This is a genomic window from uncultured Anaerococcus sp., from assembly GCF_963512375.1.
GTDB lineage: Bacteria > Bacillota > Clostridia > Tissierellales > Peptoniphilaceae > Anaerococcus.
Genome location: NZ_CAUPMI010000022.1, coordinates 1 through 21,323 on the forward strand (window position 1 = coordinate 1; position 21,323 = coordinate 21,323).

The window sequence follows — 21,323 nt, forward strand, 5'->3', positions numbered from 1 at the left end:
GTGCAAGATAGAAATTACTTTCTTTCTTACACTATTTATGGTACTAAAAAGACCCTGGCATAAGCCAAGGTCAAAATCTGTATTTATTTTTATCCTAAATCAGTTACCTTTCTTTTAGCTTTAGGCCTAATAAAAAGGCTCATTAGGACAAAGACTAGGGCAAAGGCTAGCATTACTCCAATATTTGGAAGTATCGTGCCTAGGGTTGGATTTTCTATTAGCATATTATTATTTTTTATATAATAATAAGAAGGTAAGATTTTTCCAATGTTTAAAGCAGTCTTTGACAAAAATTCCTGAGGGACAAAGGCCCCACACAAAAACGATGAACCCAAGCCCACCACCTGCATTATAGCAGCCATTACATTTTCATTGCCTATTAGGTTTGCAAGCATCACGGCCATGGCCACGACAGTAATGGTAAAGACTAAGGAATTCAAGATCATTAGATTGGTGTGACTTGCCTTAAAATCGTACTTGTAGATTAGGGCAAAAAGAATGACATAAAATAGCCAAACTCCAACACCTGTCACTATATGGCCCAGGATTAATTCCAAATTCATCCTAGCCTTTGGCATGGCAGAGACCTCATTTCTCATGGCAATAGTAGATTTCTTATAAAGCTTAACTATAGTTGAAACTATAAGGATTACTTGTGATAAGATAAGATAATTTAAAAAGTTAAAATAAAAGAGAGAATCATCCTTGTTTTTAACCTTAGACTTATCTTTTAAATCTACCTTTATTTTTTTATCCAAATCCTTACTTGTAAAATCAATTGCTTGAGCTTTCTCAAAACCTGCCCTTTCATAAGAAGCGACCTGGTTTAAAAATTGATTGATATTCTCCTTTACAGCCATCCCATACATATCATTTGGGGCATTTTTAAAATCTAGCTTCCTAGTTTGGTCAAAATCTTTAGGAATCACGACAGCTGCGTTTATCATCTGATAAAAGAGTTTATCTTCAACTAGGTCCTCATCCATTTCTCTAATCATTGTATTTTTATCAAGATAGGCTACAAGGGCCCTTGATAAGTCTGTCTCAGCCTCATCATTTATGTAAATATCAGGCTTTACACTTACATAAAAATCTCTCTTAACAGACCTTGTCGAAAAAATTAGAAGGAGGCCAAAGATAGCTGAGTAAAGGATTATGGCAAATTTGTGGCCTGCTGCAAGCTTAAAATAATTTTTAAAGACTCTCATATTCTTTACCTCGCATAAAATACATAGCTCCTAAGATTAGGGCTAGGGTCACTAGGCCCAGGTAGACCATATTTTGATAAAATCTACTGGTCTCTTCATAATAATAGAGGGCATAGATGGCATCTGTCACAAGGGCTACGGGATTAAGCTTATTAAGTATAGGGATTTTTTCTTCAACTATAATCTTCATCTCAGACATCATCATGCCTGCCAAAAAGCTCATTAACATGGAGATGGCTATGCCTAGGTTTATCTTAAACTCGATTGACTTTTTATTTGAAACGCCGATAAAAATCCCAAAGACAATGCCTGTAAGGGACGAAAGCCCGCTTAGAAGGACTAAAAGTCCCATCCTATCCCCAAAGTCTACTCCGATTACTTTTTTTAGATAGCCTATAAAAATTAGGGTTATTGCAAAATTTATTAGCCAGCTTGCTAGGATGGATGCGCTTAAGGCTCGGCTTTTTTTAAGTGGAGATATGGTATTTCTCTTGGCATTGACAGATAAATTGGCCTCATATTGGTAGATTACGAAAAGTCCCCACATATAGCCATAGATTGTGGTCATGCCTACTAGGGTGTAGAAAAAGGTATTTATTGGGTCCATGTTTTTTCTGGACTTATCCCTTATAAAATCATCCACTTCTAAGACCTTGGCAAGGTCTGCCTGAGGATTTTCTGCCATAACCCTTTTTACCATTTCAGATTTTTGCAAGTAGGCATTGAGGATTGTCTCTACTATGGTCTGGCTTATGCCTGACTTATTGGCATAGACCCTATCAAGGCTATCTACATAGACCTTGACCTTGTCATTTTGATCTAAGATATTTTTGTCAGTGGCCTTATGGACCTTAAAATAATCCTCCTCTTCCATCTGGTCTAGGAAATTCTTAAAATTTTCATCGGAAAGCAGGCTTTCATTAACACCTATATCTATCCTTTCAAATTTGGCCTGAGTGGACAAATTTCCAAAGGCTAACTTAAATAAAATAGCCAAAAGAAAGGGAAATACCAAGGCCCAAAAGACCATGGCCCTTTCTCTTAAAAGATATTTGAGTGTGTATTTAAATGAATGCAAAAACATACTAATCCCTCAAATCTTTGCCAGTAAGCTCTAGGAAAACATCGTTTAGGCTTGGTTTTTCTACGCTTATTGACTTATATTCAATGTTTTTTTCACTTAGGAAGCTAATAAGTTTGATTAAATTGCTATCTCCCTTGGAGAAATTTAATCTTAAAATATCATCCTTGTAGTCAAGGCTTATTAGGTGGTCAAGGCCCCTTAGGTCTTTAAGGATTTCCTCACCTATCCCACTTGCCTCAAGGCTTATCTTTTCTGTAAGGTCAATCATATCCTTAAGCTCTCTGGATGTGCCCTTGGCAAGGACCTTGCCCTTATCGATTATGACTATATCATCACAGAGGAAGTCTACCTCATCCATATAGTGGGAAGTGTAGATTATAGTTGATCCTTCTTGGTTTAGTTTTTTGATTCCCTCAAGGATGTTATTTCTTGACTGGGGATCTACTGCAACTGTCGGTTCATCTAGGATTATGATATCTGGCCTGTGGGCAATGCCGCAGGCTATATTTAGCCTTCTTAAAAGACCGCCAGATAGCTTTCTTGGCTTAAATTTGATAAAGTCATTTAGGCCAACTAGGTCTATGGCCCTTTGGACGAGTTCTTTTCTCTCCTTCTTATCCCTTATATAAAGTCCGCAAAAATAATCTATATTTTCATAGACGCTTAGCTCGTCATAGACTCCCACATCCTGAAAGACTACACCTATTTTTTCTTTGATATCATAGGCATCTGGCCTCATTTCCTGGCCATAGATTTTGACACTGCCCCCATCTTTTTTAAGGAGAGATAGGATGCAAGATATTGTTGTCGACTTGCCAGACCCATTTGGGCCCAAAAGTCCCAAGATTCTTCCCTTTTTGACATCTAAATCAAGGCCGTCAAGGGCTTTTACTTCCTTATAATTTTTGACAAGGCCCCTTACTTCTATGAGATTTCCCACTGCTTTGCCCTCCTATATTCTTATACTTATATTAAACCTCCAAGTATATATCCTTGTAAAATTTATGTAAAAACCATGTAAAAAACCGCCAATGGATTCCCATCAGCGGCTTTCTTTAAAGTTTCATTGAGTTTTGTCTGCGTCTTAGTCTGGTAATTGTGGCCTTTTCGTCGATTTTTACCATGGACATGTCTATTATTGTGTCCTTTTTGATATCGACTATAGCTTCTGTATTTGGTGTTATAAGACCTATTGGAAGGAGGTCTTCATTTAGGCACCTGTCATGGCTGGTTAGCTTTCCAAATACCCTGTCAGAGCCGATTCCTTCTAGCTTTTCACCCTTTTTGATATCCCTTTTAGCAACTGTTACAGTATCTGCTACCTGGCCGTGGATTGGAGCAATAGATGGCTCATTTTCAACTACTGCATCATAAATTGTGATTGGAGCTTCTAGGCTTGTGAGATGGTAAGGTCTATATAATAAATAGTTTGGACCATCACCAAAACCTAAGAATTTCATAAGATCTCTTACATCTTCTTGGTCGCTTGTTACTATTATAAAGACTCCTGGAGCCATGCCTGGTGAAAAGTCAACTATTCCATAAGAGTTTAAAACTCCCCCATCAGCCTTTAGCTTAAAGTCTTCTACTGCCCTATCTGGGCTTGTTGTAATGCCGTGGCAACCAAAGGTATCTGGCAAAAATCCTAGGGCATTGCAGACAGCATTTAGCTCAATCATTGTATTTGTACCATCTACAAAGCTTGTTAACATTCTAGGAGATAAGCCTTTTTTCTTAGCTTCTTTTTCAAGAATTTCCGCTGTTGCATAGTTATCAAGTGGGTTGTTCTTGCCTTTTGCTGCTACCAGGACTTTTAGACCCATGCCATAAGCACTGTCCACAAGATCCATGATTGCACCTGGCTCATCACCAAGGATGCCTGTATAAACAACTCCAGCCTTTTTTGCCATGTCGTGTAAAACTGGTCCAACAGTCGCATCACATTCTACATTGAAGCTTATCATATGTTTGTGGTATTGGATTGTTTTTCTGGCAATAACTGCCCCAAATGGTGGGTTGCCAGTACAGTCAACAACTGCATTTATCTGTAAAAGCTTATAGGCTAGTCTGTGGTTAGTTGATACTGCTACAAAGCCCTTTTCAAGAACCTCATAACCCTCGTTATAATCATCAGTGTAGATGATTTTATCCTCACTAATACCAGCCTGAACTAGGGCTTTTATAGCCTTTCTAGGATTCCTATCTACAACTAGCTTTACTTCCATGGCATCTATCTTTGATAGCTGGCTTATAAGAGAAGACCCCATCTTGCCACAACCGATTATGGCAAGCTTGATGCTTTCTCCATTATCTTTCATTTCTCTTAGATTTCTATTTATCTTTAACATCTATTTCTCCTTTTTAAACAAAAACTAGTTTTTGTTTAGGTAGTCGGCACAAGCCTTTGCGCTTGAATATGCCCACTGTATATTATATCCCCCACAGGCCCCATCCACATCCAAAACTTCGCCTATAAAGAAAAGATCTTTTATATTTTTGGACTCAAAGGTCGTAGGATTTACAAATTTCGTGTCAATTCCCCCAATGGTAACCTGAGCATTTTCCACATCATTTATCTCTTTTATCCTAAATTCCAAGTTTTTAAGGCTTGCGGTGATTTTTTTAAGGTCTTTCCCGCTTAGGGACCCTGCCTTTAAATCTTCTCTAAGGCCTGTCCTTTTGACCAGGTCAAAGATAAGCTTTTCGTTGACAAAGCCTGTCAAAAGCTCTCTTAGGCTCATATCCTTATATTTTCCAGAAAGATCTGATAAAATATCCAAGACTTCCTTAAAATCATAGGAACTTAACAAGTCTAATTGTACCCTAATATCACTATTTTTAAACAAGCCGTAGGAAATTTGATTGGATAGGTCAAGGATGGCTGTCCCTGTTAGGCCATAGGGCTGGAAAATCACATCATCAGTAGAAGAGTTTATAAATTTACCGTCTATATATAAGCTTGCCTTAGCTGTGACCCTCACTCCCTTGGCCCTCTTTGAGAGAGGATTTTGGCACTTGTAATTGGTAATAGCATAGGAAAAATCCCTAAGGTCATGGACTTTTTTAAGGATTTTAAAAATCTTGCCATCTGACCCACTTCCTGGAAGACTTTTTCCACCAGTGGCTATTACAAGCCTATCGTAGGCATATTTGGCATCTTTTGTGATGACAAGTTTTTTATTAAAGTCAATGTCAAGGACATCTGCCTCAAAGATAAATTTGCCATTCGCCCTCATAAATAAGATGTCTCTGACAGTTTTTGAGCTAAGGGTCTGTGGATAACACCTGCCTGATGGGAGATTTGTAGTTAGGATTCCTAGGCTATTTAAGTGAGCGATTAAAGCCTTGTTATCATTTGCCTTTAGGGCATAGGAATAAAAGCCCTCATTGGATGAAAAATAAAAGTCATCTGATAAGTTGAGATTGGTGAAATTACACCTACCATTGCCTGTGGCAAGAAGTTTCCTGCCAGCTTGGTCGTTTTTATCTAGGATAAGGAGGTCTTTTTGGTAAAGGCCCGCAAAAAACAGGCCAGCCGCCCCCGCCCCTATTAGGATTGTCTTCATAGGTCTTCCAAAATCCTTCTGATGGTTTCCTTTTCGTTATAAGGAGTTTTTTCATTGCCATGAAGTTTAATAAAATCTTCCTCACCCTTGCCTAGGCAGAGAACATAATCGCCAGGCTTAGCCATCTTTATGGCAGCTCTTATGGCATCGGCCCTATCTTTTACAAGGCTATAGGCCCCGTAATTTTCCCTAAAGCCTCCTACTATATCCTTTGAAATATTTTCGTAGGTATCAAATTTAGGATCGTCAGTGGTGATCATGGCATAGATGTCAAAGTCTGATACAGTTTTTCCTATTAGGGCCCTAAATTCTTCATTCCTATCGCCTTGGATGCCAAAAACCGCGATTTTCTTGGCATCTTCTGGCAAGGATTTAAAAATTTCCTCATAGGCCCTTGGGGTGTGGGCAAAATCTACTACTAGGTTTATACCTAGGTCATTGGCTATATATTCAAACCTTGACCCAACCCCTGGGAAGTCTGTGATGACTTTTGCTATATCTGTAAGGCTTGCCCCCATCATCTTTAAGGCTGCGATAGCTGCAAGGTTGTTATAAAGCTCAAAGTCTGCTATGGTATTGAGGCTAAATTTTACCCCGTCAATACTAAAGGTCATGGTTTTTTCTGATTTTTCAATATTTACAGCCCTGATATTGGCTGTATCAGATTTGCCAAAGCTTATGGCATCTGGGAATAAATTTAAGGCCTTCTGACCCCATTCATCATCGGCATTTACTATCTTTATTTCCGAGTTTTCAAGCAAAATCATCTTTGCCTTAAAATAAGCCTCCATGGTCTTGTGGTAGTCTAGGTGTTCTGTGGATAGGTTGTTAAAGATACCGACCTTAAAGTCGATACCAGCAAGCCTGCCCTGGTCAAGGCCATGGCTTGATGCTTCTAGGCTTAGGTATTTAATTCCCTTATCCAAACACTTTGTTAAAATCCTATTTATCTCGGTTATGTCTGGGGTTGTATTTGAGGTTGGGATTATCTCTCCTGCCACATTTGCCCCATCTGTGCCTATATTTGCACAAGGACCAAAGAGCCTTTCTATAAGATAGGCAACGAGTTTGCTAGTTGTGGTCTTGCCATTGGTTCCTGTCACTGCCACAAGGTCCATCTTCCTTGATGGGAAGTCTGTTATTATATTTGAAAGATCTGCAAGACTCTTTCTTGGATTTTCTACCCTTATATAGGTAATATTTGGAACAAATTCCACATCTTCTGAGTGGACTATAGCACATGCCCCTGCCTTTATGGCTTCAGGAATATATTTGTGGCCATCAAAGATTGACCCCTTTACTGCCACAAAGATGAAGTCTCTTTCGACTTTTAAAGAATTGTTAGTAAGTCCCCTTATTTCTAAGTCAGGGCCCATCCTTAGGCTTTGGTATTCAATTTTGCTTAAAATCTCGCTTAATTTAATCAATGTAGGATATAACCTTTCCTTTCTATGGCTTCTCTGATTTTTTTGACATGATCCTTGCCATTAGTCTCTAGGGTAAGCTCTACATTTATATTTTTAAATCTAGATGCTGCCTTGAAGCCGTCGTGTTCTATGGAGATTATGTTGGCCTTGGTTGAGGTAATTAGGGTTAAAAGTTCGTTAAGCTTGCCTGGAATATTGGCAATTTCTACATCTATCCTCGCAATTTGACCAATTTCATATAAACCCTTGTTTATAAGTTGGGATATAAAAGACATATCAATATTGCCCCCACTTACTAGGCAAACTACGTTTTTGTTAAAGAAGTTTAGCTTTTCAAGGGCTGCCAGAGGAAGGATACCTGATGGTTCTGCTATTAGTTTGTGCTTTTCTATTAGCTTGATAAAGGCCATGAGGATTTCCTCATCTGTTACTGTAATCCAGTCATCTACAGCATCCTTGCAGATTTCGTAGTTTAGATCACCTACTCTTGCTACAGCTGTACCGTCTGCTATGGTATCTACCCCTTCTAGGGTTACGATTTCGCCTTTCTTGATAGATTCTTTCATGGACCTTGCTGAATATGGCTCAACACCTATTACTTTTATAAGTGGTGATATTTGTTTGATGCACTTGGCAACACCTGATATGAGCCCGCCCCCACCTACTGGCACTATAACATAATCTACGTATTTTAGTTCATCTACTATCTCTAGACCAATTGTACCCTGGCCCTCGATTACGTCTAGGTCATCAAAGGGTGGAATAAAGGTGTAACCCTTTTCCTCAGCTAGTTTTAAGGCGTGTTCTTTGCATTCATCAAAGCTTGCCCCATATAAAACTACTTCAGCCCCGTATTTTAAAGTTCCGTCGACCTTGATCATTGGTGTATGTTCTGGCATGCAGATTACAGCCTTCATACCTAGTTTTTTGGCAGAAAATGCTACACCCTGGGCGTGGTTGCCGGCTGATGCTGTGATAATTCCCTTAGCTGCTGCCTCCTTATCTAGTTTAGATAGCTTGTTATAGGCTCCTCTTAGCTTAAATGATCCAGTTTTTTGGAGGTTTTCTGGTTTTATGTAAACGTTGTTATTAGATTCTTGAGAAAATACCTCTGAATAAATCAAATGTGTTGGGTTTGTTACTTCGCTAACTCTTGCTCTTGCTTTTTCAAAATCAAACATAATATATCCTTTCATATTTATTGTATATTTTTATTATATCATGTATTTTGACATTTTTTAAGGAAAGTGTAAAATCTAGTCAAGATTTGTTTAAAAGTAGGGAGAAAATACAGTGAAGAAGATTGATAATATTAAAATTTATACAGGGACATTCATTCTAGGAATCATCATCCTAAGCATTTGTTTCATTTATAGATATTCATACATAGATATACTAGGTTTTAAAAGGCCCTTGGCCCTCGCAAGTGTAATTTGTGCAGGCCTTGGCATTATAGGTGCCCTTCTTGGCCTTATAGATGGGGTAGATAAGCACTTTAGGTCGCCAATTTTAGGCCTTATAGTCCTAAACTTAGTGATGATTTTTACCTATCCAATCCTTATAAGCCTAGAAAAGGGATTTTCGCCTATAGCAAGTCCTTATAAGACCACATCGCCAGAAATCGCCCAATCTACAAAGTTTAAGCCCGACTCATCCTTCATAATAGAAGGCAAGCTCTATCAATTCCCACTTAAACTTAAAAATTTCACCCAAAATGGCTTTTCCTATTCAACCAAGGATGAAAATGGAGAGATTATCGCTACAATTTCAAGAGAGGGCGATTCCTACCACCCAAACCCAACCTGGTTTACAGATGGGGTTAATAACGAAGTCTACAAGGAATTTTACCTGCTTGAGGCCTACTTTAAGATGGACCTAGATTCCATAGAAAATAAGGAAATTAAAAGCCTAAAGGCTTCAGTTATCAACAACAACAGGGACTTTGAAGTAAGGGGAATCAAGCTTGAAGATTCCATCTATGACCTTCAAGATAGGTTTAAGGATGACCTTAAGGAAGATCCAAACAATCAAAATCAAACCTTGAAGGTCTACTATCTAGGGACAAGTGATGACTACAAGATAAAATTAGAAGCCCTAAATGGCATAGTCCAATCCATTGAAATTTACAAAGAGTCTGACCATTAGGTTGGGCTTTTTTCTTTGGAGTATAATAGAAGAAAGGAGTAGATGAAAATGGAAATAATCGAAAAAAGTCTCATAAATTTATTAAAGTCCGACTACAAAAGTGCCGGCAAAATATCAAAAGAAAGGCTCTATGCCAAAATATTTTCCTACGACAAGGACCTAATCCGCCTGCTTTTGTCAGATGAAAATATTAGAGAGAAATTTTTTGTAAAAATCGATCAGACCTATATTTTTAAGCTCAACGAATTTGTAGATTTTTTAAATAACCACGACCTAGCCTATGCCAAGGAAGAAGTCATTGATGACATAGGATATTTTTTCTATCCCTACGATTACCAGATAAAAATCGATGACATTCCTACATCTTTCCTTGATAATATCTACCTAGAAAACTCAGCCTGGATAGATTTTAAATTTCAAACCAAATTCCTTGTAAGATATAAATCGCTTGATAAAAATAAGGAAGCCACTGACCTTGGTCAAATTAAAATCTACAAGGAGGCTGATTCCTTTATAGATACTTCTAAAAATAAGTCAGTCAAAACTAGGACCTTTGACCTCTTAAGGGAAGACTTTGGTCACTACAGGGAAATAATAAAAATTAATAAGGACCTTACTGGCTTCATTTCAGTCTTTGCAGACCCTTCTTATTATATAAATTTAATAGATAAGCTGGGCAAGGCCAAAACTAAAAAGATTCTAGAAAGCCTTAACGACCTCATCCTAAAAGACACTTCCTACTTTGATAATAAAAATATGGGCTACCACACCCTAATCAAGGACTCCCTCCTTAGGGAATTTGACGGTTTTAGCCTGTCCTTCCTAAAGATTGCCAATGTCTTAAATGATTTTTATGACTCAAATAAGCTAATAGATGTTTTTGCCAAGGTCAGCGAGAAAATAAAAACCGCCAGGTATAAGGAAAAGACCTACACCTATGAATTTGTGTCTCTAGCCCTTGACCAGCTAAAAGATATAAGCCCAAGCAAGGTCAAAAGGCCTCAAAGTTTTTATAAGAAATATCTTTCCTGCCTAGAAGTAGAATTTAGGGACAGCCTAAATATATTTTCAAAGCTCAACGACTTTTACAATATAATCGGGACAAGTTCTGATAAACTAGCTGTCTTTGAGGAAGCCATAGTCTATGACATCGATCTTTTAATCGATAAGCTAACCATCAAACCTTCAGACTATGAAAACCTCAAAAAGGATAAGAAGAACTTCTGCATTGGCCACTACACATCCCTTGATAATCTCCAATTCCTAATCGATGATAGCATAGAAGAAATCGACGAAAAATATAGAAATAGGCTAAGGCTTACCAATGCCAGGATGCTAAATGACCCCATGGAAGGCAAGGCCCTCTTTGAATTTTTAAATGATGGAGATGAGCTCTCCCTAGCCAGGGATAATATGGGAAATAACAAGATCTACCTCTTATCGGCCTCATCTGCGGCAGATAGCCTGCCAATGTGGAAGCAATATGCTGATGATACCAAGGGAGTCTATTTAGAATTTTCTAAGGAATTTGTAAAGTCTATCATAAATGATAAGAAAATCCAGCTGATTAAGGTCTTTTATATAGGCGATGGCAAGGAAGACCCACAAAGTGCTGAAATCTACGGTCTTCTTAACAAATTAAAGATGGATTATAATTTCTATCTAGAAAAGATAAAGGAGACTTACAAGCTTGGAGAAAAAAACAAGTCCGAACTTTTAAGGGCTATAAATAACGAAATTTATTTAAAACTCGATAAGATTTCCTATTATTTTAAAAAGAACCACTACGCCTACGAAAGCGAGTACAGGATAATAGTCGACCTAGACCAGGACCAAAATAGGGGATATTTTAAGGAAATAAAATACACCAACAGGACCTTTCCTCTGCCATTTTTGGGCACCTACCTAGAAGATTACGATCTTAAATACCAAAGGCTAATCTTTGGACCAAAGGCAATCGATAAGGACTACCTAGTCCCTTACATCAAATATTGTCTGGGCAAGGATATAGAAACTGTAAATTCAAGTATTATGTATAGATAAAAATCAAGACAAATAAAAAACTAGATGACAAGGATTATCTTCCTGCCATCTAGTTTTTTTAATCTAATAATTCTTTAAGTCTGCCTGTGACCTTGTAATCTACTTTCTTTAGTTCTCCTATAGACTTAACTCCCAAAAGGGCCATGACTTTTACAAGTCTTTCCCTTAAATCTAAGAGATAATCATAGCAGGCATCATAGCCGCCTAGGGTCAAATACCTAAGGGCTTCACCGCTTATAGCTGTCATGTCTGCTCCTATAATTAGGGCCTTGGCCATGTCTAGGGCATCCTTTATACCGCCAGATCCTATGATAAATAAGTCATCTGAAAGGCTTCTGGCATCTATGATTGCCTTTGCTGTTGGCACTCCCCAGGAGTAAAACTCCTTATAATCTTCCTCAAAATCTCTCATATCTTCGATTTCGATGAAATTTGTACCACCAAAACCGGCTAGGTCTACATATCTAATTCCCATATCTAAGAGGGTCTTGACAGATGCTTTTGAAAGGCCATTGCCTATTTCTTTTACAATTATTGGTACATCTAGATTTTCATTTAAATTTCTAATATTGTCCTTCCAGCCCCTAAAATCCCTGTCACCTTCAGGCATGAAGAGCTCTTGGGCTAAGTTTAGGTGGACTTGCATGGCGTGGGCATCGATCATACCAGCTGCATTTTTGAAATCATCTAGGCTTCTTTCAGCGCCTAGATTTCCTATCCTTACAAGGTCCTTATCCTTGATAAGGCTAAAAGATTCTACCGAATCTTCTTCCTCAAGGCCAATGGCTTGGCTGCCTAGGGCCATTGGTATGTTTAGGCTGGCACAGATTGATGATAGGTCTTCATTTATATCAGAGCTTAGCTCGCCCCCGCCTGTCATGGCATTTATCATTAGGGGCATGGAAATTTTCCTGCCTAGGAAGCTAACGGATGTATCAATCTCATCTAGGCTTAACCCTGCTAGGGGATTGTGTTCTATATAGATATCATCTAAAAGAGTCCCCCAAGTTGGCTTAGTCTTTAGGTAATTTTCTATATGTTCATCTTTTCTTTGTCTTCTTTTGCTTATCATATCTACTCACCTTCTGATGGGCTTATTTCATCTATACTTGGCATTGGTTCATATTCTACAGCATTTGAATGGCTTGGCTCTGGAGCTTCTGGGGCAGGAGCTGGTGCCGGTGCTGGAGCAGGAGCCGGCTCAGCTGGGGCTGGGCTTGGCGCTTCTTCGGTATTTTCTTCATAATAATAATTCTGATTATTGGAATTATTGTAAGAATTGTTGTTCTTATAGTTATTGTTGTTGTAATTATAAGAATTGTTATTATAAGACCTGTTATAGTTAGTGTTTTGGTTATAAACTGGAGCCTCGGTACTTGGCTGTGGTTTGGCTAGGTTTGGTATGAAGGTCTTGGTATCAGCTGATGTTTCTTCGCTACTTTCTTCTTCATCGCTTATTACAAAGCCTGAGTCCTCTTCCTTCCACTTGGATAGTTTAAAGTCAGCAAATACCTTATCCCTTATGGTCCAAGTTTCTTCTACATCTGGTATATAATAGCTTGTACCATTTATGGTTTGTTCATGACCTGGCACTGTGAAGGTTTCTACCTTATCTGATGAGAAACTGTCGATATTTGCTAAAAGATCTGCTATTATAGACATTGGTAGGTTGGTTTTTACATATTTGATGTAGGTTGATACTACGGTCATCAAATTCATTTGTTTGGATTTTTGGACTGCCTGGTCTACCATAGCCTTTAGGAAATCTTGTTGAGCTCCAACCCTTCCTATATCTCCATTTAGGTAGATGTGTCTTGTCCTTAGATACCACATGGTCTCTGTTCCATCGAAGTGGTTCATGCCTGGTCTTACGTGGAGGTTCCACTTATCTATCTCAACCCCTTCTGGGACTTCATAGTCTACACCACCTATGGCATCTACTATATTTATTAGAGCCTTGTAATTGATTTGGACATAATAGTCTATATCAAGACCTAAGAAGTTTCTTAGGGTTTGGAGGGTTAGCTCTATGCCGCCAAAGGCGTGGGCGTGGTTGACCTTATCAAAGCCTGTCCTTATCTTAACCCTAGAGTCTCTAGGCACTGATAAGAGCTTGATTGTACCATCCTTGGTATTGGCCTTAAGGAGCATGATTGTATCTGTCCTTGTAAAGTCTTCGTTGTTTTCCTCACCGGCTGCCTGGTCGACACCGACCATGAGGATTAAATATTCATTATCACTTTTCTTTACGGCATTATCTTCAAAGCCACTGCCTGCATAGGTTGGATCTGTCCTTTGGTTTAAGAAATCAAGGGCAAATTTGCTTCCTATAAAAGAAAGGGCAAAGACAAAGACGATTGCCAAAATTCTTTTAATTTTCATAATTTTCCTTTGCTTGTAATCTTAGGTCATTATACCCTAAATATTAAGGCTCTAACAGATTTTTTCAAAAAGAAACCCCAAGCTAATTCTTTCTCAACTTGGGGAAATTTTTATTTTACAATTTTTATTACAGATGATTTTAGGTAAAGACTTCCAAAGCCTTCTACCTTGCCGTCTATGTCGTGGCCATTTACTTCTTCATCTAAGATCCTTACATTTGTAACCTTGCTTCCTTGTTTTACAACTTCTGAGCCCATCTTAAGGTCTTTGATGATAGTAGCCTTGGCACCATTTTCTATGATATTGCCTACGGCATCTCTTAGCTTTTTCTCTTCTTCTTCGACTGGTGCTTCATCTGACCATTCGTGAAAACATATCGGGCAAACATACATATGGCCGTCTTGGTAGGTGAAATTTTCACCACAGGCCGGACATTTTGGTAAATTTGTCATTATCTCCTACTTTCTTAATTCTTTTACTAGATTTGAAATCAATTTGAAATTAGAATCCTTGCTGTCAATTGCTAGGTCAAATAAGATTAACTCAGTATTTACAAGGACTGCTCCCATATCTCTTAGAGAAGCCTTGGCACCATCTTTTAGCTCATTAGTAAATGAGCCAATGGCATCATCTACATAAAATACATTAAGGCCCAAATCTAGGAGGCTTCTTATTGTTTGGTAGATACAGATGTGGCCTTCAGCACCAGTTACTACAACATTTTTAATATCTTTGTCCTTGATGAAGTCCAAAACTTCTGGAATTAGGGCATTAAAGCTTGTCTTTGGGAAAATTTTCTCATCATCAAGCTCTGCTAGGATTCTCTCATCAGACCTGCCAAGGCCCTTTGGATATTGTTCTGTAGCTATGATAGGAAGGTCATAAGCCTTAAAGGCCTTTATTAGGCCGACTGTATTTTTTGTCACCCTCTCGCCTTCTTCTACACTTACCATTAGCTTTGGTTGGATATCTACTACCAAAAGTAGGGTCTTAGTCCTATCAGTGTAAAGGCCATCACTTGTTAAGCTATTTGTATAAAATTTGCTGTCTAATTTTCTTTCCATAAATCCCCCTGTCTTAGGTCTTTTTCCTTTAGCATCTTGTCAATTTTTGTTAGAATCTTGCCCTTGTTCTTTGCCCGGGAAGGATAGGCTATAGCATCCCTCAGCCCGTCTCCTGTAAGCCTGTTAATTACAATATCCTTATCCAAATGAGTGAGGATTTCTACTATGATTTTCACATAAGAATCTTCTGTCATGTCATAAGATATGCAAAAGTCCTTGTAGAATTTTTCAAGCCTTGTATCCTTTTCTATATAGAGGTTGTGGATTTTGATTCCCCAAGGCCTTATCTCATTTATATAGTTAATAGCATTTTTGTAATCATCTTTTGTTTCAAATGGCAGGCCAATTATCAAATGGACTAGGGTCTTAATTCCCCTAGCGTGTAATTTACGAATTCCAGAGTCAAAAGTAGCATGGTCATAGCCCCTATTTATAAGCCTTAGGGTCCTATCATTTACACTTTGCATGCCAAGCTCTACTATTAGAAAGGTCTTCTTTGATAGCTCTTCCAAAAGGTCAAGAACCTCGTCATTTAAACAATCCGCCCTGGTTGCAATGGCAAGACCTATAATATTTTCTTCTTCAAGTACACCATAGTAGATTTTTCTTAATTTGTCAATGGGCCCGTAGGTGTTTGTAAAATTTTGAAAATAGGCAAGATATGCCTCATCCCTGCCTGGCTTTGACAAGCGATTTTTCTGGTAGGCTATTTGATCATGAAGAGATTTTTTCCCATAGGTCCACTCTCCTGACCCTGATTCTGAACAGAAGATACAGCCATCACTTGATAGACTCCCATCCCTATTTGGACAAGTAAAGCCCCCGTCTAGTGGGAGCTTTATAGTTTTTTTATTAAATTTGAGCTTCATATAGGAATCAAAATCCCTGAAGCGTTTTTTATTTATCTCCATCATCTTCCTCTAGCAAATATATATCCACGCAGGCCTTTGGCGAAATCCTCTTCTCTATACCATCTTTTTCAATGATGGCAGTCATATCAAAGGGGTCAAATTTTATAATTTTTACCCTATCGCCTATATCTATTCCCATGGACTCTGCATAATTTAAAAGACTACGCTCATCCCTTATCCTTCTTATGGTGTAGGTCGCTCCTGTCTTAGCCTCGCTCATCCTAACTAGGTCACGACCCGTGCCTTCGTTATTTATATAGATAACCGATCCGTGGGGACAATATTTAGGGTGACCTAAAAAGTCATTTAGCTTATCTAAAAGGTCATCTGGAGTGGCTGATTGGAGCTTATTTGCTATTTCGTGGACGTCTTTCCACGAATAATCCAAGGTCTCCTGGAGAAAATATTCCCAAAGCCTATGCTTTGAAATTAGGACTCTTGCCAGACTTACTCCCTTATCTGTAAGAAGATTTGTCTTATCATCCTTAATTAGGCCCTCAGCCTTGAGTTTCTTAAGCATCTCTGTGACTGATGGTGGGCTTATGTCAAGGGCTTGGGAAATATCCTTATTAGTGATTTTATCATTTTCCTGCATCAATTTGTATATTATTGTTAGATAGTCCTCTCTTTGAGGATTTATTTTTTCCATAATTTATACTCCTATCTAAAATATACTTCTTTATGATGATTAAAGCTAAGTAGGAGGCCATATTGATTGTTGCAATCATACCTGTTATGGATACATTAAGCCTTATGGCTAGGAAAAATCCAAGGCTTGGATTAATGACTGAAGCAAGAGTCGCTAGCAAGAAAGCTTCCCTAAGGCTTCTTGCAAATAAAAGAGCAATTGCAGCCGGCCCTATGAAAAACGAAATTACAATTATTGCCCCTACATTGTTAAAGGATGTAACTGCCACAAAGGATGTAATTGTCATCAGACTATAAAAGATAAGACCTGTTGAAATTCCAACAAGGGATGCAAATTCTTCATCAAAACTTCCTATCTTTAATTTCCTATAAAATATGCCGATGAAAGCTATAACGCATATTAAGCTTAAGGCCGCTTCAAGGATTGATTTTGACATCTCTATCCCAAAAATTTGCGTCCTTATCATAGATGAGAAAATTACCTCTCCCATCATGACTATATCTGTATCTAGGTGGACATTTCTAAAAAATTTACTAATTAGGATGACCGCAATAGAAAATAGGAGAGGATAGACTATGGCTGTGGCATCATCAAGCTTGGCAAGTTTGAGCTTGCCGATAGATTCTATCAAAAATACGGTCACAAGGCCCATAAGGCTTGCCCCGATTATTAGAAGTGGGCTATCCAAATCCCTAACTAGGAAAAAGGCCAAAACTATGCCTAAAAGGACTGAGTGGCTGATGGCATCTGTCATCATGGATAGCTTTCTTAAAATCAAAAATATTCCAAGCAGAGAACATGATATGGATGTGAGTATTAAAACTATGAGTGCATCTGTCATTACTTCCTCCTTAGAATTTTTATGATTTGTGCAAGGATGGCAAAGCTTGCCTGGATAATTATTATGGTAGGCCCTGTCGAAAACCCGCTATAGATTGTTGAAATATAAGAACCTATAAAGGCTGAAAGGGCTGAAATTACAATAGATATGGCCAAAACCCTGCCAAAGGAGTGTGAAAGCTTACTAGCTGCGAGTGTCGGTAGAACCATAAAGGATGCAATGAGAATAACCCCAACTGCCTTTATGCCCACACCTATGGTTAGGATTGTGATAAATAATACCAAGCTATCCAGGATTTTTGTATTTATATTTACCATATAAGCAAATTCCGGATCAAAGAGATAGGCCTTGATATGCCTGTAATTTAAGGCAAAAATTATCAGGGCAATAAGAAGAACTCCTCCTATTAGCCAGATGTCATCTTCCAAAAGATAGGCAGCTTGGCCGAAGATGTAATTATCTAGGCCTGCTTGCCTGGATGATGCAAAGGCTGGATTGCCCTGAATATAAGACTTTAAAACAAGTCCTAGGCCAAAAAATCCCGACAAGTATATGGCCATATTTGCATCTGGGCCTATTTTTGTATTCTTGCTTGAATATTCTATCAAAAAATAGGAAAGAGCCGCAGATAGGCAGGCCCCAATCAATAGGACCCAACTAGACTTCATACCTGTTAGGATAAAGGCTAAAACTAGGCCTGCATAGGTCGAATGGCCCATGGCATCGCCGATTAGGGATTGGTCCTTGTAGACATTGATAATTCCCACAAGGCTTGCAAGACTTGCAAGGAGAATTGTCCCTATGGCTATGATTTTAAATGAGTATGAAAATAATACATCCATATTAGCCCCTAAATCCCTTATCTATCTGACTATCAATGCCATCCACATTAAGAGGACCTGAATATTGGACTCCTCCATTTAAAACTAGAAGGTGGTCAAAATACCTATTTAGGCTGTAGATATTGTGGTGGACTGAGATGATTGTCTTGCCCTTGGCCTGGAGGTTTTTAAATTCCTTGGCTATTATCTCTTCTGTCTTGATATCAACACCTGTGAGGGGCTCATCTAGGATATAGAGGTCCACATCTTGGGCAAGGGCCCTTGCTAGAAAGACCCTCTGCTTTTGACCGCCAGAAAGTTTTGATATTTGCCTATCCTTTAAATCAGCGATTCCCATTTCTTCCATGGCATGGTCAATTTTCTCCTTGTCAATAGCTCTTAATTTCTTAAAGGAACCCAAATAAGGGAATCTTCCCATCTTTACAACATCATAAACCCTTATAGGGAAGTTCCAATTGACCGAATCTTTTTGGGGAACATAGGCTAGGTCAAGCTTGGCATCTTTGAGATCTTTGCCCAAAATCTTTACCTCGCCCGAGTCTTTTTTAATTAGGCCAAGAACAGCCTTAAGTAGGGTGGACTTGCCTGCTCCATTTGCTCCTACTATGGCTGTTCTTGAATTTAGAGGGATAGTAAGGTCTATTTGAGATAGTACCTGGTTTTTTTCGTAAGAGACGGAAAGGTTCTTTACTTCTATTGCAGGTCTCATTTAAGCTTACCTACTATTAGGTCTACATTGTGTTTGTACATTTTTATGAAGGTGTCAGCTTCCCCGCCTTCTTTGGATAGGGAGTCTGAATATAATTCTTGACCCTCTCCTGATACAACCTCTGTATCAAAGCCCTTTGATTTTACAACATCTCTTAGCTTTTCCATTCTTTCTGGGTTGGTTGTTGATTCTGCAAAGATCGCCTTGATCTTGTGGTCTGCTATAAAGCTTGCTGTATCTTCAAGGTCCTTATTTGATACTTCAGAATCTGTTGAAACTCCTTGAGGGGCTAGTACTTCAATCTTATATCTTCTTGAGAAATAATTGAAGGCATCGTGTGGGGTGATTAGGTATCTTGACTCTTCTGGAATTTTTGCAAGCTCTTCCCTATTATATTTATCAAGATCATCGAGCTCTTTTATATACCTGTCGTGGTTTTTGTCAATTTCTTTAACCACTTCCTCATCGTCCTTATAAAGCTCTTTTAACTTGTTAGCCGCATTAGTGAAGGCTTCCTTATATAGGTCTATATCAAACCAGAAGTGTGGGTCTACTATAGTCTCCCCATCTTGGTCCATTTGACCAATCTTATCCTTAGGGAAGGTCTCTGTTACAGCATAGCCGCTTGCTTCTAGGGCATCTACCATCTTGCCTTCAAAGTGAAGACCGTGGTATAAAACTAGGTCGGCATCCTTGATTTTGTTATAATCTTCAGGCTTTGCCACATAAAGGTGTGGGTCTTCGCCAGCTGGGATAATCATTGAAAGATTTGCCCTATCGCCTATTAGTTCCTTTACCATGTCGGCTATAAAGGTGGTTGTAGCTGTGATATTTTTCTTAGAAGAATCTACGCTCTCTTCGCTCTTTACTTCTTCTTTAGTCTCTGCCTTCTTGTCACTATCATTTGTCTTAGCTCCGCAGCCTGCAAATACTAGTAAGGCTAGGAGGCTAAATAATATTTTCCTTGTCATAATAACTCCTTGTAAAATTTTTCTTAAGTTTATTATAACACCTTTATTTATTTTGTCAAAATATATTTTTAGGTATACCTAAAAATATATTCAGGCAAATAAAAGACCAGGAAAATCCATGTTTTCCTGGTCCTTTATTTTTTATTAAAGATTTAATTCAGCTAATTCGTGGCCTGTATCTTCTGCTATTGATTCAAGGACTACCTTGCCGTCATAGAGGTTGATTCCACTCTTAAGTTCTGGGAATTTCTCAACAGCTGCCTTTAGGCCTTCCTTACCTATTGACTTAGCATAGATGGTTGTAGCATTTGATAGGGCGTAGGTTGATGTCATAGCTACAGCACCTGGTATATTTGCTACAGCATAGAAGATTACACCGTATTTATTAAATACTGGGTCTGTATGGCTTGTTGCGTGATCTTTTGTGATATCTGTAGAACCACCTTGGTCTATAGCAACATCGACTACCACAGATCCTTCTTTCATTTTCTTAACTGTATCTACCTTTACAAGTTGTGGAGCACGTCTACCTGGGATTAGGACTGTTGAAATAACAAGGTCTGCCCCACTTACCGCCTCATCTATATTTAGTGGATTTGAATAAAGGGTTTCAATCTTATCTGGGAAGAGGTTGTGAAGTTTGGTTAGGGCATCGATATTTACATCTAAAACTGTTACCCTAGCTCCCATTCCTACTGCTATCCTTGTAGCCGCTGTACCTACTGTACCAGCCCCTACAATTACAACATGGGCAGGTCTTACTCCTGGCACACCTTGAAGAAGGATTCCCCTGCCACCTTCAGGCTTAGTTAGGTATCTTGCCCCTTCTTGGACAGCCATCCTACCGGCAATCTCACTCATTGGTTGAAGAAGTGGTAGCTTTCTATCCTTTTCTACAGTTTCAAAACCAATTGCAGTTACCTTTTTCTTAAGGAGTTCTTCTGTAAGCTCAGCATTTCCAGCTAGGTGGAGGTAGGCATAAAGGATAAGTCCCTCTCTAAGGTATTTGTATTCTTCCTTTAGAGGCTCCTTAACCTTGTAGATCATCTCAGCCTTCTCCCATACATCAGCAGCCTTATCAATTATTTTTGCACCTGCTTCTTCATAGTCCTTATCGCTAATTCCAGAGCCAACACCTGCTCCCTTTTCTATTAAAACTTCATTTCCATTTTTAACTAAATCAGCCACAGCACCTGGTACTACAGCCACTCTAGATTCTTGGTCTTTAATCTCTTTAGGTATTCCTATAATCATTTTATATCCTTTCTTAATCTGTTAAACTCGTCTTTACTTCTACATTATACCGGTTTTAGACCTAAGAATAAATTCTTCTTATAATTTTTTTATAAAATATGCTAATCTCCTTGTCAATTTATAAGTTTATCGAAATAAATTTAGCGATGTTTTAGGGCTTTGCGAGTAGATTGACAAGAAAATATTTATTTTTGTAAATCATAAAAATGCGGATAAAATAATAAAAT

Annotated in this window: 20 protein-coding genes; 2 read left to right on the top strand and 18 right to left on the bottom strand. The window is 38.5% G+C overall.

The window, feature by feature from the left end; all coding sequences use genetic code 11:
* Positions 1 to 89: 89 nt before the first annotated feature.
* The 7 genes from RRB46_RS08870 to ilvA all read right to left on the bottom strand — a co-directional run bounded on the left by RRB46_RS08870 (position 90) and on the right by ilvA (position 8,466).
* Positions 90 to 1,208, bottom strand: a complete 1,119-nt coding sequence (locus tag RRB46_RS08870; protein WP_311538241.1) for an ABC transporter permease — start codon at positions 1,206 to 1,208, stop codon at positions 90 to 92.
* Positions 1,195 to 2,292, bottom strand: coding sequence for an ABC transporter permease (locus RRB46_RS08875; protein WP_311538243.1), 1,098 nt, complete (start codon positions 2,290 to 2,292; stop codon positions 1,195 to 1,197). The genes RRB46_RS08870 and RRB46_RS08875 overlap by 14 nt, the downstream gene beginning before the upstream one ends.
* 1 nt (position 2,293) lies before the next feature.
* Positions 2,294 to 3,232: an ABC transporter ATP-binding protein gene (locus RRB46_RS08880; RefSeq protein ID WP_311538244.1), complete on the bottom strand. Its 939-nt coding sequence runs from the start codon at positions 3,230 to 3,232 to the stop codon at positions 2,294 to 2,296.
* A 115-nt stretch (positions 3,233 to 3,347) separates the two neighbouring features.
* Positions 3,348 to 4,640, bottom strand: coding sequence for an NAD(P)-binding domain-containing protein (locus RRB46_RS08885; protein WP_311538245.1), 1,293 nt, complete (start codon positions 4,638 to 4,640; stop codon positions 3,348 to 3,350).
* Positions 4,641 to 4,664: 24 nt separating this feature from the next.
* Positions 4,665 to 5,858: an aminoacetone oxidase family FAD-binding enzyme gene (locus RRB46_RS08890; RefSeq protein WP_311538246.1), complete on the bottom strand. Its 1,194-nt coding sequence runs from the start codon at positions 5,856 to 5,858 to the stop codon at positions 4,665 to 4,667.
* The gene (locus RRB46_RS08895; protein ID WP_311538247.1) at positions 5,855 to 7,285 is read right to left on the bottom strand and encodes a UDP-N-acetylmuramoyl-L-alanyl-D-glutamate--2,6-diaminopimelate ligase; all 1,431 of its coding nucleotides are present in this window, start codon (positions 7,283 to 7,285) and stop codon (positions 5,855 to 5,857) included. The genes RRB46_RS08890 and RRB46_RS08895 overlap by 4 nt, the downstream gene beginning before the upstream one ends.
* Positions 7,282 to 8,466, bottom strand: a complete 1,185-nt coding sequence (gene ilvA / locus RRB46_RS08900) for a threonine ammonia-lyase (RefSeq protein WP_311538248.1) — start codon at positions 8,464 to 8,466, stop codon at positions 7,282 to 7,284. The genes RRB46_RS08895 and ilvA overlap by 4 nt, the downstream gene beginning before the upstream one ends.
* Before the next feature lie 112 nt (positions 8,467 to 8,578).
* On the opposite strand from ilvA, the gene RRB46_RS08905 reads away from it, so the two are divergent.
* Both RRB46_RS08905 and RRB46_RS08910 read left to right on the top strand, forming a co-directional pair.
* Positions 8,579 to 9,430: a hypothetical protein gene (locus RRB46_RS08905; protein WP_311538249.1), complete on the top strand. Its 852-nt coding sequence runs from the start codon at positions 8,579 to 8,581 to the stop codon at positions 9,428 to 9,430.
* Positions 9,431 to 9,472: 42 nt separating this feature from the next.
* A complete protein-coding gene (locus tag RRB46_RS08910; RefSeq protein WP_311538250.1) occupies positions 9,473 to 11,473 on the top strand; it encodes a DUF2971 domain-containing protein in 2,001 nt (666 codons plus the stop codon).
* A gap of 58 nt (positions 11,474 to 11,531) precedes the next feature.
* On the opposite strand, the gene fni is transcribed toward RRB46_RS08910, so the two are convergent.
* The 11 genes from fni to ald all read right to left on the bottom strand — a co-directional run bounded on the left by fni (position 11,532) and on the right by ald (position 21,096).
* Entirely contained in the window at positions 11,532 to 12,545 is a 1,014-nt protein-coding gene (gene fni / locus RRB46_RS08915; protein WP_311538251.1) for a type 2 isopentenyl-diphosphate Delta-isomerase, read from the bottom strand.
* Between the two features lie 2 nt (positions 12,546 to 12,547).
* On the bottom strand, positions 12,548 to 13,855 hold the full coding sequence (locus tag RRB46_RS08920; RefSeq protein ID WP_297687612.1) for an LCP family protein: 1,308 nt from the start codon (positions 13,853 to 13,855) through the stop codon (positions 12,548 to 12,550).
* A gap of 110 nt (positions 13,856 to 13,965) precedes the next feature.
* Entirely contained in the window at positions 13,966 to 14,307 is a 342-nt protein-coding gene (locus tag RRB46_RS08925) for a zinc ribbon domain-containing protein YjdM (protein ID WP_297687610.1), read from the bottom strand.
* A gap of 6 nt (positions 14,308 to 14,313) precedes the next feature.
* Positions 14,314 to 14,919 carry an isochorismatase family protein gene (locus RRB46_RS08930; protein ID WP_311538252.1) on the bottom strand — a complete coding sequence of 202 codons (606 nt, stop codon included), beginning with the start codon at positions 14,917 to 14,919 and terminating at the stop codon, positions 14,314 to 14,316.
* Entirely contained in the window at positions 14,904 to 15,830 is a 927-nt protein-coding gene (locus tag RRB46_RS08935) for a TIGR01212 family radical SAM protein (protein ID WP_311538253.1), read from the bottom strand. Before RRB46_RS08935 ends, RRB46_RS08930 begins: the two co-directional genes overlap by 16 nt.
* Positions 15,817 to 16,479: a metal-dependent transcriptional regulator gene (locus tag RRB46_RS08940; RefSeq protein ID WP_311538254.1), complete on the bottom strand. Its 663-nt coding sequence runs from the start codon at positions 16,477 to 16,479 to the stop codon at positions 15,817 to 15,819. Before RRB46_RS08940 ends, RRB46_RS08935 begins: the two co-directional genes overlap by 14 nt.
* Positions 16,412 to 17,320 (bottom strand): metal ABC transporter permease, encoded by a 909-nt coding sequence (locus RRB46_RS08945; protein WP_311538255.1) that lies wholly within the window; start codon positions 17,318 to 17,320, stop codon positions 16,412 to 16,414. The genes RRB46_RS08940 and RRB46_RS08945 overlap by 68 nt, the downstream gene beginning before the upstream one ends.
* Positions 17,320 to 18,162, bottom strand: coding sequence for a metal ABC transporter permease (locus RRB46_RS08950; protein WP_106461598.1), 843 nt, complete (start codon positions 18,160 to 18,162; stop codon positions 17,320 to 17,322). The genes RRB46_RS08945 and RRB46_RS08950 overlap by 1 nt, the downstream gene beginning before the upstream one ends.
* A 1-nt stretch (position 18,163) precedes the next feature.
* Positions 18,164 to 18,871, bottom strand: coding sequence for a metal ABC transporter ATP-binding protein (locus RRB46_RS08955; RefSeq protein WP_296127468.1), 708 nt, complete (start codon positions 18,869 to 18,871; stop codon positions 18,164 to 18,166).
* Positions 18,868 to 19,842 (bottom strand): metal ABC transporter solute-binding protein, Zn/Mn family, encoded by a 975-nt coding sequence (locus tag RRB46_RS08960; protein ID WP_311538256.1) that lies wholly within the window; start codon positions 19,840 to 19,842, stop codon positions 18,868 to 18,870. Before RRB46_RS08960 ends, RRB46_RS08955 begins: the two co-directional genes overlap by 4 nt.
* Positions 19,843 to 19,986: 144 nt before the next feature.
* On the bottom strand, positions 19,987 to 21,096 hold the full coding sequence (gene ald, locus RRB46_RS08965) for an alanine dehydrogenase (RefSeq protein WP_311538257.1): 1,110 nt from the start codon (positions 21,094 to 21,096) through the stop codon (positions 19,987 to 19,989).
* Positions 21,097 to 21,323: the final 227 nt, after the last annotated feature.